The organism is Pseudomonas sp. MAG733B, from assembly GCF_036884845.1.
Taxonomy (GTDB): Bacteria; Pseudomonadota; Gammaproteobacteria; order Pseudomonadales; family Pseudomonadaceae; genus Aquipseudomonas.
In genome coordinates, this window is record NZ_CP145732.1 from 2207675 (window position 1) to 2223054 (window position 15380).

General features: G+C 59.4%; 14 protein-coding genes. 8 read left to right on the forward strand and 6 right to left on the reverse strand.

Annotated features, from left to right (window positions below):
* Nucleotides 1-19: 19 nt before the first annotated feature.
* The 4 genes from V6Z53_RS10075 to V6Z53_RS10090 all read left to right on the forward strand — a co-directional run bounded on the left by V6Z53_RS10075 (nt 20) and on the right by V6Z53_RS10090 (nt 4326).
* Nucleotides 20-487, forward strand: a complete 468-nt coding sequence (locus V6Z53_RS10075) for a translation initiation factor 2 (RefSeq protein WP_338585350.1) — start codon at nt 20-22, stop codon at nt 485-487.
* A 165-nt stretch (nt 488-652) separates the two neighbouring features.
* Nucleotides 653-907 (forward strand): YkgJ family cysteine cluster protein, encoded by a 255-nt coding sequence (locus V6Z53_RS10080; protein WP_338585351.1) that lies wholly within the window; start codon nt 653-655, stop codon nt 905-907.
* A 40-nt stretch (nt 908-947) separates the two neighbouring features.
* The gene (locus V6Z53_RS10085) at nt 948-1553 is read left to right on the forward strand and encodes an START domain-containing protein (RefSeq protein ID WP_338585353.1); all 606 of its coding nucleotides are present in this window, start codon (nt 948-950) and stop codon (nt 1551-1553) included.
* A gap of 673 nt (nt 1554-2226) precedes the next feature.
* Nucleotides 2227-4326 (forward strand): LTA synthase family protein, encoded by a 2100-nt coding sequence (locus tag V6Z53_RS10090; RefSeq protein WP_338585354.1) that lies wholly within the window; start codon nt 2227-2229, stop codon nt 4324-4326.
* A gap of 60 nt (nt 4327-4386) precedes the next feature.
* On the opposite strand, the gene V6Z53_RS10095 is transcribed toward V6Z53_RS10090, so the two are convergent.
* Nucleotides 4387-4539 (reverse strand): DUF3309 family protein, encoded by a 153-nt coding sequence (locus V6Z53_RS10095; protein ID WP_008060837.1) that lies wholly within the window; start codon nt 4537-4539, stop codon nt 4387-4389.
* A gap of 286 nt (nt 4540-4825) precedes the next feature.
* Between V6Z53_RS10095 and V6Z53_RS10100 the strand changes: the two genes are divergently transcribed.
* The 3 genes from V6Z53_RS10100 (at nt 4826) to csrA (ending at nt 6382) form a co-directional block, all read left to right on the forward strand.
* On the forward strand, nt 4826-5641 hold the full coding sequence (locus V6Z53_RS10100; protein ID WP_338585355.1) for an SDR family oxidoreductase: 816 nt from the start codon (nt 4826-4828) through the stop codon (nt 5639-5641).
* Nucleotides 5642-5705: 64 nt separating this feature from the next.
* Nucleotides 5706-6038, forward strand: coding sequence for a YnfA family protein (locus V6Z53_RS10105; protein WP_338585356.1), 333 nt, complete (start codon nt 5706-5708; stop codon nt 6036-6038).
* Nucleotides 6039-6190: 152 nt separating this feature from the next.
* A complete protein-coding gene (csrA, locus tag V6Z53_RS10110; RefSeq protein ID WP_338585357.1) occupies nt 6191-6382 on the forward strand; it encodes a carbon storage regulator CsrA in 192 nt (63 codons plus the stop codon).
* Here the strand turns inward: csrA and V6Z53_RS10115 are convergent.
* From V6Z53_RS10115 to mnmC, 5 genes are all read right to left on the reverse strand, one after another.
* Nucleotides 6371-6598 carry a YheU family protein gene (locus V6Z53_RS10115; protein WP_003199186.1) on the reverse strand — a complete coding sequence of 76 codons (228 nt, stop codon included), beginning with the start codon at nt 6596-6598 and terminating at the stop codon, nt 6371-6373. The genes csrA and V6Z53_RS10115 overlap by 12 nt on opposite strands.
* A gap of 160 nt (nt 6599-6758) precedes the next feature.
* Nucleotides 6759-7949, reverse strand: coding sequence for an osmoprotectant NAGGN system M42 family peptidase (locus V6Z53_RS10120; protein WP_338585361.1), 1191 nt, complete (start codon nt 7947-7949; stop codon nt 6759-6761).
* A gap of 16 nt (nt 7950-7965) precedes the next feature.
* Nucleotides 7966-9711 (reverse strand): N-acetylglutaminylglutamine synthetase, encoded by a 1746-nt coding sequence (ngg, locus tag V6Z53_RS10125; RefSeq protein ID WP_338585362.1) that lies wholly within the window; start codon nt 9709-9711, stop codon nt 7966-7968.
* Nucleotides 9712-9714: 3 nt separating this feature from the next.
* Nucleotides 9715-11487 carry an N-acetylglutaminylglutamine amidotransferase gene (locus tag V6Z53_RS10130; protein ID WP_338585364.1) on the reverse strand — a complete coding sequence of 591 codons (1773 nt, stop codon included), beginning with the start codon at nt 11485-11487 and terminating at the stop codon, nt 9715-9717.
* Nucleotides 11488-11632: 145 nt separating this feature from the next.
* Nucleotides 11633-13618 carry a bifunctional tRNA (5-methylaminomethyl-2-thiouridine)(34)-methyltransferase MnmD/FAD-dependent 5-carboxymethylaminomethyl-2-thiouridine(34) oxidoreductase MnmC gene (gene mnmC / locus V6Z53_RS10135; protein ID WP_338585365.1) on the reverse strand — a complete coding sequence of 662 codons (1986 nt, stop codon included), beginning with the start codon at nt 13616-13618 and terminating at the stop codon, nt 11633-11635.
* A gap of 227 nt (nt 13619-13845) precedes the next feature.
* Between mnmC and pap the strand changes: the two genes are divergently transcribed.
* Nucleotides 13846-15369 (forward strand): polyphosphate:AMP phosphotransferase, encoded by a 1524-nt coding sequence (gene pap, locus V6Z53_RS10140; protein WP_338585366.1) that lies wholly within the window; start codon nt 13846-13848, stop codon nt 15367-15369.
* Nucleotides 15370-15380: the final 11 nt, after the last annotated feature.

The window sequence follows — 15380 nt, forward strand, 5'->3', positions numbered from 1 at the left end:
GATATGCGCCGTTGGATCCATGAAATCGATTTTTTCTGCCACCTGTTTGTTGATCTGCCTGTTCATCAGCGCTCAGCCGGTATCCGTTCTGGCCGCATCTGCTCAAGAAAAACCGACAGCGAGCACGCCATCGAAAAAAGCGGTGCCCGCGAAAAAAACTGCACCGGTCAAGAAGAAAGCGGCTGCGGTGAAAAAGCGCCCGCCGACTGCCTCCAAGTCGAAACCGGCCAGTGAAGTGGTGAAAACCCAACTCCCTTCCGCCAATCTGGATCTGAGCCTGCCCAAGGATATGGTTGAGGAGCTTGATCCCGTCGGAACTGTGCCGTTGCCTAAGCGCGACCCCGTGTTGCCGCAGATGTTCGGTGACAAAAGCAGCGGGTTCCAGCTCAACGGTCGTTTGATCAGCAACGAAATGCAGCTGCAGTTACGCAATGAAGAACGCCATGAAGTCGAAGGCGCGGCGCTGGAGTTTGAGTTCAAACGATAAGTCGACGCTATTCACAACCCGCTGGGCAGACGCTTTGTCGGAGACTGCCCGGTCACAGCCGTTTGCAGGTAAAAACCCGTGGTGCGGTAATTTAAAACAACTGTTTTAGCGGTTACTCTGTGCCCCGTCCTTTAACACATCGCCCGTCGCGAGGAGCTCGTCGTCATGAAATGCCGTGAAGGCTGTGGCGCCTGTTGCATTGCCCCATCCATCAGTTCGCCCATTCCCGGTATGCCTAACGGCAAGCCCGCCGGGGAACGTTGCCTGCAATTGTCCGCCGAAAACCTGTGCAACATTTTCGGTCAGCCGGAGCGTCCAGCGGTGTGCTCGGCATTCGAGGCTGACGTTGAGGTGTGTGGCAGCAGCAGTGAAGAGGCTATCAGGCTGATTGGCTGGTGGGAGCAAATGACGGCGGCGTAATGTGTCAACGAACGGAACTTCAACAATAAGGAATAACATTATGGGTTCGCTGCATCGTATCGCTGTGCTGTGTGGTTTGACGGCTGTATTGGTCACTTCGGTTGCACAGGCCGAAGACTGGAAAGTCGCCAAGAACGAAGACGGCATCAAGGTCTCCCTGAGTGAAGTACCGGGTTCCGACTACAAGGCCTACCAGGGTGTCACCCTGATGAAAACCACCATGGCCAAGCTGCGCGCGCTGCAGGAAGACGTAGCCGGCGCCTGCACCTGGATTCACGAATGCAAGAGCCAGAAGTTGCTCAAGCATGAAGGTGACCAGAGCTGGACTTACACCCAATTCAATACTCCGTGGCCGGTTACCCCCCGTGACTCAGTGCTACATGTCACGACCATTGAAGGCGCCGATGGCAGCCTGACCCGCAAACTTGAAGGCGTGCCCAAGTACATTCCCGAAGAAAAAGGTTTTGTGCGGGTTACCAAAGTGGATGGTTTCTGGAAGTTCGTTCCCAAGGGCGATCAGATTGAAGTGACTTATCAGGTTCACACTGAGCCGGGTGGCAGTATTCCTTCGATGGTTGCCAACAAGTTTGTGGTGGATGCGCCGTTTAATACTTTGAAGAATCTTAAGGTTCGGGCTGAGAAATAGGTTCGGCTGTGTACATATCCGTTGCTGCGGTAACGGCTGCTTATGGTTTCGCCCTTACGGCGACTCACTTTTTTGACAAACGCCTCAAAAAAGTAAGCAAAAAAAACGCTCGCCCCTTACGTACGGCCCCTCGCTAAGGCTCGGGGTTCCTTCGCTCCGGCATTCATCCGGGGGCATCGCCTCCGGTCTGCTTCGCGACGACCTCCTCTCGATGTGTGCGGCTTCGCCGCACGGCGCTACGCGCCCACCCCCGGATGAACGCCTCCACTCAGCCTTCCGATGGGGCGGGTGGATCAAAAGCGCCAGGCGAGCTAACGCTCGGCCTGTTGAGTGGTGAAGAGCCGAGGAGTACGCGGCTTTGCTCTTCTGTGGGAGCCAGCCTGCTGGCGATGGCGGCCCACCAGCCGACCTGATTTGGCGGGTGTCCCCATCAAAAAATCAGCCAACCCAAAACCTTTATTGTGTTTCCAGATATGCGTTGCACAAAATTTTCACAAAGCCTCCAAGACAATTCGCCCGCGCCGGCATGACAGAACAGTAATCAATGGCAATGCCGCGGTTGATCGTGCAACATTTGCGCACCGCGCAAACCCCAGGGCCGAGTACTGGCCAATAGAGGGCAAGGCGCCGCTGTATTTTTGAAACTTCAACTTCCAATGGGTCCTAAAACGACATGGCAATCCCGGACGCCCTGAGTCAGCAGCGAGCTTCGAGTCGCTTGCTGCAACCGACCGTCAAATCGCATCTGGCTTACACGCTGCTGTGCGCTCTGGTCATGATGGTGATGTTTTCCGCGCTGCGCCTCGCGCTGCTGGTCTACAACCGCGAAATGATCCTCGATACACCGGCCTCGACCTTTATCGAGGCGTTCGCCAACGGCCTGCGTTTCGATCTGCGTCTGGTGGTGTACCTCAGCATTCCGTTGCTGCTGGCACTGTTCAGTGCCCGGGCCATGGCGGCGCGTGGGTTCTTTCGTCTCTGGCTGACCATTGCTTCGAGCATTGCGTTGTTCCTGGGCCTGATGGAGATGGACTTCTACCGTGAGTTCCACCAGCGCCTGAACGGCCTGGTCTTCCAGTATGTGAAGGAAGACCCGAAAACCGTGATGAGCATGCTCTGGTACGGTTTCCCGGTGGTTCGCTATCTGCTGGCCTGGGCCGTGGGTACCTGGATTCTCAGCCTGGCGTTCAAGGGCGCCGACCGTGCGACCCGTCCTCGTGGTCCTTTCAGCGGCGGCAGCATCAGCACCCGGCAGGTTGCCCCTTGGTACACGCGCGCCGTGGTGTTCGTGGTCTGCCTGCTGATCTGCGTGGTCGCGGCTCGTGGCACCTTGCGCCAGGGTCCGCCGATGCGTTGGGGTGACGTCTACACCACCGACTCCAACTTCGCTAACCAGTTGGGTCTCAACGGTACGCTGTCCCTGGTGGCGGCGGCGAAGAGCCGGATGTCCGAAGATCGCGACAACATCTGGAAAGCCACGTTGCCGCAACCGATGGCGCAGCAGACTGTGCGCGACATGCTGGTGATGAAGGACGACAAACTGGTGGATGGTGAAACTGCCGCGGTACGCCGCGACTACACGCCACCGGCCGACAAGACCCTGCCGATCAAGAACGTCGTTGTGATCCTGATGGAAAGCATGGCGGGTCACTCGGTGGGCGCACTGGGCGCTCCCGGCAACATCACGCCATACCTCGATCAACTGTCGAAGGAAGGCCTGCTGTTCGACCGCTTCTTCTCCAACGGTACTCACACCCACCAAGGCATGTTCGCCACCATGGCGTGCTTCCCGAACCTGCCGGGTTTCGAATACTTGATGCAGACGCCGGAAGGTAGCCACAAGTTGTCCGGCCTGCCACAGTTGCTCAGCGCCCGTGACTACGACGACGTGTACGTCTACAACGGCGATTTCGCCTGGGACAACCAGTCGGGTTTCTTCAGCAACCAGGGCATGACCAATTTCATCGGGCGTAACGACTTCGTTAACCCGGTGTTCTCCGACCCGACCTGGGGTGTGTCCGACCAGGACATGTTCGACCGTGGTCTGGTTGAACTGAAAGCCCGCGACGGCAAGGACAAGAAACCGTTCTATGCCTTGCTGCAAACCCTGTCCAACCACACGCCATATGCTTTGCCGACGCCATTGCCGGTCGAGCGTGTAACCGATCGCGGCAGTCTGAACGAACACTTGACCGCCATGCGTTACTCGGACTGGGCACTGGGTCAGTTCTTCGAGAAGGCTCGCAAGGAGCCGTACTTCAAGGAAACCCTGTTTGTCGTCGTCGGCGACCATGGCTTCGGCAACGAACGTCAGATCACCGAAATGGACCTGGGTCGTTTCAACGTGCCGATGCTGCTGATCGCACCGGGCATCCAGGAGAAGTTCGGCAAGCTTGACCACACCGTGGGCACGCAGATCGACATCGTGCCGACCATCATGGGTCGTCTGGGTGGCGAAGTGCGTCATCAGTGCTGGGGTCGCGACCTGCTTAACCTGCCTGAGGGCGATACCGGTTTTGGCGTGATCAAACCGTCGGGCAGCGAACAGACCACGGCCATCGTGACGGCGGACCAGATTCTGGTACTGCCACGGGACAAGGACATGGCGCCGAAGATGTACCGCTATGAACTGGGTGCCAAGCCGCACGCTGAAGTGGTGCCGGATGCACCGCGCACCGCCGAGCTGAAAACCAAGCTCGAAGCGTTCCTGCAAACGGCGACCAAGAGCCTGCTCGACAACACCGCCGGTGTGGTCGACGGCACGCCGGACTAAATAGCGACGCAATAAAAAAAGAGGCCCTTCAAGGGCCTCTTTTTTTTGCCGGTTAAATCGTCATATCTTGCCGAGTAACAACAGAATCAGTATCACCACCAACACCACGCCGATGATACCGGACGGGCCATAACCCCAACTTCTGGAGTGCGGGAAGACCGGCAGACCACCGATCAGTAACAGGATCAAAATGATCAGAAGAATTGTGCCCATGTCTGTTTCCTTGCTGTAAGAGTTCAGGAATGACTTAGCCGTTATCAGTCAGCGGGAATGTCATTAATTCGAGCTGCTTAAAATTTCCGACCGTCGCGAGTGAAAGAAAATTCCAAGTTTTTTTGATGTTTTTCGAACCCGCGCCCATTCGATTACTTATTTCATTAGTTGATTCAGCCGTTCCGGCGGTTTGCTCGGGCCATTCAGCAATCTGATGGAGCGTGGGTCGGGCAATATCCTTCGCTACACTCGACGCATCTTCCCCGGAACAACAAGGCTGTTTGCTATGCAAAATCGCATGATGATCACTGGCGCAGGCTCGGGACTGGGTCGCGAAATCGCGCTGCGCTGGGCGCGTGAAGGCTGGCAACTGGCCTTGTCGGACGTCAGTGAGCCCGGTCTGCAGGAAACCCTGAAACTGGTGCGCGAAGCGGGCGGCGACGGTTTCATCCAGCGTTGCGACGTGCGCGATTACAGTCAATTGACTGCGTTTGCCCAGGCTTGCGAAGTGAAGCTCGGCGGCATCGATGTCATCGTCAACAACGCGGGCGTGGCCTCGGGCGGATTCTTCAGTGAACTGTCTCTGGAGGACTGGGACTGGCAGATCGCGATCAATTTGATGGGCGTGGTCAAGGGCTGCAAAGCGTTCCTGCCACTCCTGGAAAAGAGCAAAGGCAAGATCATCAACATCGCGTCGATGGCTGCATTGATGCAAGGTCCGGCCATGAGCAACTACAACGTGGCCAAGGCCGGCGTGGTGGCATTGTCCGAAAGTCTGCTGATCGAACTGGCGCACCAGGAAGTCGGGGTGCACGTGGTGTGTCCGTCGTTCTTCCAGACCAATCTGCTGGATTCATTCCGTGGCCCGACGCCGGCCATGAAGGCCCAGGTCGGCAAGTTGCTGGAAAGTTCGCCGATCAGCGCGGCCGACATTGCCGATTACATCTACCAGCAGGTCGCCGCCGGCGAGTTCATGATCCTGCCCCACGAACAGGGGCGCATGGCGTGGGCGTTGAAGCAGAAGAACCCGCAACTGCTCTACAACGAAATGACGCTGATGGCCGACAAGATGCGCGCCAAGGCTAAACAATCCGCAAGCTGAACTTGCCCGCGAGCGACTGCATAGTTAGGGTGGCCGCCATCGGCCACTTTCGCGAGACCTTCGCATGCTCAACTACTTATGGTTTTTCCTCGCCGCGCTGTTCGAAATCGCCGGATGTTTTGCTTTCTGGATGTGGTTGCGCCAGGGCAAAAGTGCCTGGTGGGTGGTGCCGGCGCTGCTCAGCCTGACCTTGTTCGCGTTATTGCTGACCCGTATCGAAGCCACCTACGCCGGGCGCGCCTATGCCGCTTATGGCGGTATCTACATCATCGCGTCGATTGGCTGGCTGGCGGTGGTCGAGCGGATTCGTCCGCTGAGCTCGGACTGGATCGGCGTGGCGTTGTGCGTGATCGGTGCGAGCGTGATTCTGTTCGGTCCGCGTTTTTCCGCAGCCTGAAGGCTCGCTCCTACATACAGTCGATCTGTAGGGCGTTTCCGTCAGGAGGCTGGTCGTTGGCTGTCAGTTCGGTCTGGATTACCGTCCCTGCCTTGAAGGCCCGACCGACGCCGGGCATCTTCAAGGTCCGGTAACCCTGTAGGACCAAGGCCATGCTTGTACTCAGTCGTGTTGTAGGTGAATTGATTTCCATCGGTGACACCATTTCCATCCGCGTCGTTGGCGTCAACGGTAACAGCGTGCGTTTTGGTGTCGAGGCGCCGGAGAGCGTCAAAGTGCACCGGTCCGAGATCTACGACCGGATCCAGCGCAAAGTGCCCCGAAAGAAAAAGTCAGTCGAATAAATGCTTGGGCACATCGTGCTTGAGCATCAACTGGCATTGCTCGCTTTCCGGGTCGAAGACGATCAAGGCCTGGCCCTTGGTCAATGCCTGGCGTACGCGTAAAACGCGGGTTTCCAGCGGCGTGTCATCGCCATTGTCGGTGCCGTCGCGGGTCACGAAGTCCTCGATCAGGCGGGTCAGGGTGTCGACTTCAAGTTGGTCGTGGGGAATCAGCATAGGCACCTCGATTCAATCAGTGGCGCGATGCTACGGCGGTTATGAACACATCACCAGTAGGAGCTGCCGAAGGCTGCGATCTTTTGATCTTCGGCATCAGCTGCACCGTTGAAAATCAAAAGATCGCAGCCTTCGGCAGCTCCTGCAGAATCGTGTGCCTCTAATTGTCGCTGCGCTGACCTACGAGGCTATCCACCGACGGCACCCGCGTATCGCTTTCCATCTGGGTGTCATGCTCGATCTGGTGACTGAACCGGTCGAGCGAACCCGTGGCCGGTTGCGCATCGCTGGCGAACACGGGCGGGCTGAGGATGTAGGCGCCGAGCAGACGGCTGAGGGCGGCGAGGCTGTCGATGTGGGTGCGCTCGTAGCCGTGGGTGGCGTCGCAGCCGAAGGCGAGCAGGGCGGTGCGGATATCGTGACCGGCGGTCACCGCCGAGTGCGCATCGCTGAAGTAGTAACGGAACAGATCGCGGCGTACCGGCAGTTCATTGTCACTGGCCAGGCGCAACAGATGCCGTGACAAGTGGTAGTCATAAGGCCCGCCGGAATCCTGCATCGCGATGCTCACGGCATGCTCGCTGGAATGCTGGCCGGGCGCGACCGGCGCGATGTCGATGCCGACGAACTCGCTGACGTCCCACGGCAACGCCGCCGCCGCGCCGCTGCCGGTTTCCTCGGTGATGGTGAACAGCGGATGACAGTCGATCAGCAATTCTTCGCCGCTGTCGACAATGGCTTTCAATGCCGCCAACAGCGCGGCGACACCGGCCTTGTCATCGAGATGACGGGCGCTGATGTGACCGCTTTCGGTGAACTCGGGCAACGGATCGAAGGCGACGAAATCACCGACGCTGACGCCCAGCGAGTCGCAATCGGCGCGGGTCGCGCAATAGGCGTCCAGGCGCAATTCGATGTGGTCCCAACTGATCGGCATTTCATCCACGGCGGTGTTGAACGCATGCCCGGAAGCCATCAGCGGCAACACGCTGCCGCGGATCACGCCGTTGTCGGTGAACAGACTCACCCGGCTGCCCTCGGCAAAACGGCTGGACCAGCAACCCACCGGGGCCAGTGTCAGGCGACCGTTGTCTTTCACGGCGCGCACGGCCGCACCAATGGTGTCCAGGTGGGCGGAAACGGCGCGGTCGGGGCTGTTTTTCTTGCCCTTGAGCGTGGCGCGAATGGTGCCGCGACGGGTCATTTCAAAGGGAATGCCGAGTTCTTCAAGACGTTCGGCAACGTAACGCACGATAGTGTCGGTGAACCCGGTGGGACTGGGAATGGCGAGCATTTCCAGCAGGACTTTTTGCAGGTAGGTCAGATCCGGTTCTGGGTATTTGATGGTCATGGAAACTCCTGATAGGTCAAACCACCGGCTGACTATGCGGAAACAACAAATCCACAAAGCGCTCGGCCGTCGGTTGCGGCTCATGGTTGGCCAGTCCGGCGCGCTCATTGGCTTCGATAAACACGTACTCCGGTTGATCGGCGGCGGTCACCATGAGGTCGAGGCCGACCACCGGAATGTCCAGTGCCCGCGCCGCCCGCACTGCGGCATCCACCAGAGTCGGATGCAGGATTGCGGTGACGTCCTCGAGAATTCCGCCGGTATGCAGATTCGCCGTACGCCGAACGAACAGATGCTCACCCGCCGGCAAAATGCTGCTGTAGTCGTAACCGGCGGCATGCAAGGTGCGCTGGGTTTCATGATCAAGCGGGATTTTGCTTTCACCATCGGTGGCAGCCTGGCGGCGACGACTCTGGGCTTCGATCAGCGCGCCGACGGAATGCTGACCATCGCCCACCACTTCAGCCGGTTTGCGAATGGCCGCGGCCACCACTTCAAAGCCGATTACCAGGATTCGCAAATCGAGGCCTTCATGGAAGCTCTCCAGCAACACGCGACTGTCGAAGCGGCGGGCGGCTTCGATGGCTTGCTGGACGTCTTCGATGGTCTGCAAATCAACCGCCACGCCCTGGCCTTGTTCACCGTCCAGCGGTTTGACCACCACCCGTTGATGCTCGTCGAGGAACGCCAGATTGTCGTCGGCATTCCCCGCCAGTTGCTGTGCCGGAAGATTCAGGCCAGCGGCTTTCAGCACTTTATGGGTCAGGCTTTTGTCCTGGCACAACGTCATGCTGATTGCGCTGGTCAGATCACTGAGGGACTCGCGGCAGCGCACCCGGCGTCCTCCATGGCTAAGCGTGAACATCCCGGCCTCAGCGTTATCGACGTGCACATCGATGCCCCGTCGGTGCGCTTCTTCGACAATGATCCGCGCGTATGGATTGAACTCGGCTTCGGGACCCGGGCCGAGAAACAACGGCTGATTGATGCCGTTCTTGCGCTTGATGGCAAACGTCGACAGGTTGCGAAAGCCGAGCTTGGCGTAGAGGTTTTTCGCCTGACGGTTGTCGTGCAGCACCGACAGGTCGAGGTAACTCAACCCGCGGCTCATGAAGTGCTCGATCAAATGCCGCACCAGCACTTCGCCGACGCCGGGCCGCGAACAATGCGGATCGACCGCGAGGCACCACAGGCTGCTGCCGTTTTCCGGATCATTGAATGCCTTGTGATGATTGAGGCCCATGACACTGCCGATCACCGCGCCGCTGTCCTCGTCTTCGGCCAGCCAGTACACCGGGCCGCCGAGGTGTCGCGGGGTCAGCAACGTGGCATCGATCGGCAGCATGCCGCGCGCCTGATACAGCTGATTGATCGCACACCAATCGGCTTCACTCTGGGCGCGACGGATACGGAACCCGCGAAACACCCGGGTTGCCTGGCGGTAATCGCTGAACCACAGGCGCAACGTGTCGGACGGATCAAGAAACAACTGGGTCGGCTCCAGCCCCAGCACTTGCTGAGGCGCGGCGACGTACAACGCGATGTCGCGTTCGCCGGGCTGCTCGTTGAGCAACTCGCGGGCAAGGCTGGCCGGGTCAGCAAAGGTGTGGCCGATCAGCAACCGGCCCCAACCGCAATGCAGCGCAATCGGCTCGCCGCCCAGGGCGCTGCCGTCTTCGGCCAGGCGCGCCTGCAAGCGTTCGTAGGAGGGCGCCTGACCGCGCAACAAGCGTTGGCTGAAAGCCGTGGCGTGAGGTTTCATCGATCAGATTCCTTGTTCGCTGAGCCACAGGTTCAGGGCCGCCAATTGCCACAGCTTGGAGCCGCGCAACGGCGTCAGTTGACCTTGCGGGTCAGTCAATAAACGGTCGAGCATGGCGGGGTTGAACAGGCCGCGATCCTGGCTCGGATCGAGCAGCAACTCGCGCACCCAGTCCAGCGTGTCGCCCTGCAAATGCTTCAGACCCGGCACCGGGAAGTAGCCTTTCTTGCGGTCGATTACTTCACTCGGGATCACCAGCCGCGCAGCTTCCTTGAGCACCTGTTTGCCACCGTCCGGCAGTTTGAACTTGCCAGGCACCCGCGCCGACAATTCCACCAGGCGATAGTCGAGAAACGGCGTGCGCGCCTCCAGGCCCCAGGCCATGGTCATGTTGTCGACGCGTTTGACCGGGTCATCCACCAGCATCACCGTGCTGTCCAGGCGCAGGGCTTTGTCCACAGCGGCATCGGCGCCAGGCTGTGCGAAATGTTCCTTCACGAAGTCACCGGCGGCGTCATTCGCCGTCAACCATTTCGGCTGCACGGTGGCGGCGTAGTCGTCGTAGCTACGGTCGAAAAACGCTTCGCGATAAGCCGCGTAGGGATCGCTGGCACCGTCGACCTGTGGGTACCAGTGATAACCGGCAAACAACTCGTCGGCGCCCTGGCCGCTCTGCACCACTTTGCAATGCTTGGCCACTTCCCGGGATAGCAGATAGAAAGCGATGCAGTCGTGGCTGACCATCGGCTCGCTCATGGCGCGAAACGCGGCAGGCAGTTGTTCGATGATCTCTTTTTCGTCGATGCGCAATTGGTGATGTTGGGTGCCGTAGTGTTTGGCGATCAGATCCGAATACTGAAACTCGTCACCGCGCTCGCCACCGGCATCCTGGAAACCGATAGAGAAAGTCGACAGGTTTTCCACGCCGACTTCTCGCAATAGCCCCACCAGCATGCTCGAATCGACACCGCCCGAAAGCAGTACGCCGACATCGACCGCTGCACGTTGACGGATCGCGACGGCATCGCGGGTGCTATCGAGCACGCGGTCGCGCCAGTCTTCGAGTGTCAGATTCTGCTCATCGGCGTGTGGGCCGTAGGGCAGGGTCCACCAGGTTTTTTGCTCGGTGGTGCCATCTGCGTCGATGCGCATCCAGGTGGCCGGCGGCAGTTTTTCAATGCCCGCCAGCAGGGTGCGCGGCGCCGGGACCACGGCATGAAAGTTCAGGTAATGGTTGAGCGCCACCGGATCGAGGATCGGGTTGATGTCGCCGCCCTTGAGCAACGCTGGCAGGGACGAAGCGAAGCGCAGACGTTGGCCGGTGCGCGACAGGTACAACGGCTTTACGCCGAGACGGTCGCGGGCAATGAACAGGCGTTGGGTATCGCGCTGCCAAATGGCAAAGGCGAACATGCCGTTGAGTTTCGGCAACAGTGCTTCGCCCCAGGCATGAAAACCCTTGAGCAGGACCTCGGTGTCGCCACCGGAATAGAAGGCGTAACCCAGGTCTTCAAGTTCTGCGCGCAGCTCAGGGTAGTTGTAGATCGCGCCGTTGAAGGCCAGGGACAGCCCCAGCTGATGATCAATCATCGGCTGCGCCGAGCCGTTCGACAGGTCCATGATTTTCAGGCGTCGATGGCCCAGGGCAATCGGTCCCTGGCTATGAAAACCCCAGGCGTCGGGGCCGCGAGGGGCCAGGTGATGGGTGATTCGTTCAACCGCCGCGAGGTCTGCAGGTTGATTGTCAAAACGTAACTCGCCAGCTAATCCGCACATAAATTCCTTACCGGTTTTTCCGTTGGGGAGGGTCAATCGATACCGCGCCAAAACGGCGGGTACTCAGAAACTGACCCGGCTGAATCCCCGGAGTTTTAGACCGATAAGTTATAAGTCGCGGAATCTGAACCGGTTGGAAGGCGTTTTATGCGTTGGTTCGGCGAATCAGCCGACGCAGTGCAAAGCGATTCGGATGACAGGCTTCGGCCACGCTTCTGGGCAACGGCAAGGGCTCGTTATCGAGCCAGGCAGCGAGTAATTCACCGGACAGCGGTGCGGTGATCAACCCCCGCGAGCCGTGGCCGCTGTTGACGTACAAACCGTCGAGCCATGGGCATTCGATGTCGGGCACTTGCCGTGCATCCTTGCTCAACGCCGCATAGCTTTGGGCGAAGAGCTGACTGTCTGCCACGGGGCCGACGATGGGCAGATAGTCGGGGCTGGTGCAGCGAAACGCGGCGCGGCCTTGAAGGCTTTCCGGCTCCAGATTGTCGACTTGAAGACGGATGACCAGATCGTGGGAAATCTCTTCGAGCATGGCCAGATTGCCCAGGTGTTCGGCAGTGGTCGGAGTCAAGTCATCGCTCTTGAAGTCGAAACTGGCGCCCAAGGTGTGTTCGCCCAACCGTGCCGGAGCGACATAGCCTTCGGCGCAGACCACCGTGCTCAACGCCTGGCTCTGTGGGGTTTGCTGCAGACGGGTGATTTGCCCGCGAATGCGCTTGAGTGGCAGATCGGCGGTTTCGCCAAAACGCTGGATTTCGGCGGCGCCGGCCAATACCACCACGGGTGCGCTGGCAAGCAGCCGTTCGCCGTCCCAGGCTTGCCACTGGCCATCGACTTTGCGCAACTCCACCACATCGTGGTGCGTGAGCATTTGAATGTGCGGATGCGCTGCTTGCCATTGGCACAGCGCCGGCGGATGAACCCAACCACCCTCGGGATAGTACAGCCCGCCGTGGTCCAACCCGATGCCCGCCAGATTCTGTGCTTGGGGCTGATCCAACAGTTGCAGCAGATCTTCGGGAAACGCGTCGGCCAATTGCTGCTGGCGTTCGGCTTCCTTGGCGTTGAACGCCAGTTGCAGCACACCGCAATCGTCCCAATCGGTGCCGCGTTGCAGGTGTTCGAGCTGGCGTCGGGTGTAGCCGAATCCGGCGACGATCATTTGCGACAGCGCCGTGCCGTGGGCCGATAACTTCAGGTAAAGCACGCCTTGAGGATTGCCGGAGGCTTCCTGGGCAATGTCGGCGTGGCGCTCCAGCAGCGTCACTTGCCAACCCCGCGCCGCGAGGCTGGCCGCACTGGCACAACCGGCAAGCCCGGCGCCGATCACCAGTGCCCGGCGCTCACCGGTCAGCGGTGCAGGGCGGGCGAACCACGGTTTGGCTGGCGTGGGCGCGAGAACCTCTTGCGGCCAACCGAGGAATTCACCGCGCAGGATCTCCCACTTATGGCCGATGCCCGGGGTGCGTTTCATCTTGAACCCTGCGGCATTCAGCAGGCGCCTTACCCAACCGGTGCTGGTGAAGGTGCTGATGGTCGAGCCGGGGGCGGCCAGCCGTGCCAGTTCGACGAACAGTTCGGCGGTCCACATGTCAGGGTTTTTCGCCGGGGCAAAGCCGTCGAGAAACCAGGCGTCGATCTGCGCGTCGAGTTGCGGCAATTGCTCCAGCGCATCGCCGATCATCAAGGTCAGGGTGACCCGACCGTTGGCCAGCGTCAGGCGCTGGAAACCTTGATGGATCGCTACGTACTGCGCCAGCAATTGATCGGCAAACACCTTGAGTTCCGGCCACAGCGCCAGCGCGCGTTGCAGGTCGGCGGGGCTCAACGGGTATTTTTCGACACTGACAAAATGCATTCGCGCACCCGCCGCCGCGTGTTGTTCGAACACCTGCCAGGCGCACAGAAAATTCAGCCCCGTACCGAAACCGGTCTCGCCGATGACCAGTCGACCCCCTTGCGGCAACGCAGCAAAACGCTCCGCCAAACGGTTCTGCTCGATGAACACGTAGCGGGTTTCGTCCAGCCCCGACTTATCGGAGAAATACACATCGTCGAACACGCGCGAATACGGACGACCTTGGTCATCCCAATCGAGCTGGGCGTGGGGCAATACAGGTTTCATGGCAGGCTCGGTAACGGCAAGACGGCCATTCTAGCTGATCGTGATCAATGGAGCGTTTGCGCTGAACCGCCATTGTAGGAGCAAGGCTTGCCCGCGATGGCGATCTCAAGGCTGCTATCGCGGGCAAGCCATGCTCCTACAAAAAAGGGAGTTACATCCGCAGGGATTTCCCTCCCGGCCTTTTGTCCAATCCGCTAGTCTTGCTCACATCTGGAAGGGAGCCGTCCATGTTCGAATCCGCCGAAATCGATCACGCCATCGACAAAGAAACCTACGACGCCGAGGTGCCCGCGCTGCGCGAAGCCTTGCTCGAAGCGCAATTCGAGCTTCAGCAGCAACGCCGGTTTCCGGTGATCATTTTGATCAACGGCATCGAAGGCGCCGGCAAGGGCGAGACGGTCAAATTGCTCAACGAATGGATGGACCCGCGCTTGATCGAGGTCCGCACGTTCGATCAGCAAACCGATGAAGAACTGGCGCGGCCTCCCGCGTGGCGTTACTGGCGGATGTTGCCGGCCAAGGGGCGCATGGGGATTTTCTTCGGTAACTGGTACAGCCAGATGTTGCAGGGCCGGGTGCATGGCGAGTTCAAGGACCCGCGTCTCGACCAAGCGATCAACGCGGCCGAGCGCCTGGAAAAGATGCTCTGCGATGAAGGCGCACTGATCGTCAAATTCTGGTTCCACCTCTCCAAGAAACAGATGAAGGCGCGCCTCAAGGCGTTGGCCGACGATCCATTGCACAGCTGGCGCATCAGCCCGCTGGACTGGCAGCAATCGGAGACTTACGACCGGTTCGTGAAATTCGGTGAGCGTGTCCTGCGTCGCACCAGCCGTGACTATGCGCCGTGGCATGTGATCGCCGGGATGGACGCGCGCTATCGCAGCCTGGTGGTGGGCAAGATTTTGCTCGACAGCCTGCACGGTGCATTGAAGCGGCCGAAGATCCATCCGGAGAAAGTCAGCGCCGCCCCCGTGTTTCCCAGCGTCGATCAGGTAAACCTGCTCGACAGCCTGGACCTGACCCTGCATCTGGACAAAGCCGATTATGAAGAACAGTTGGTGACCGAACAGGCGCGGCTGTCCGGGCTGATGCGTGACAAACGCATGCGCCGACACGCGCTGGTGGCGGTATTCGAAGGCAATGACGCGGCGGGTAAGGGCGGGGCGATCCGGCGTGTGGCGGCGGCGCTCGACCCGCGTCAATACAACATCGTGCCGATTGCCGCACCCACCGAAGAAGAACGGGCGCAGCCGTATCTATGGCGCTTCTGGCGACACCTGCCAGCGCGGGGCAAATTTACCGTTTTCGATCGTTCCTGGTATGGCCGCGTCTTGGTGGAACGCATCGAAGGTTTTTGCAGCCCGGCGGACTGGTTGCGCGCCTACAGTGAGATCAACGATTTCGAAGAGCAGGTCAGCGATGCCGGAGTGGTGGTGGTCAAGTTTTGGCTGGCCATCGACAAACAAACGCAACTGGAACGCTTCCAGGAACGTGAAGAAATTCCCTTCAAGCGTTTCAAGATCACCGAAGACGATTGGCGCAATCGCGAAAAGTGGGACGACTATCGTGCAGCCGTCGGCGATATGGTCGATCGCACCAGCACTGAAATCTCGCCGTGGACACTGATCGAAGCCAACGACAAGCGCTGGGCACGGGTCAAGGTGTTGCGCACCATTAACCAAGCGTTGGAAGAAGCATTCGAAAAGTCCGACAAACATGCGAAGAAGGAAAGCAAAGGCAAACACTGATGCGATGGTTG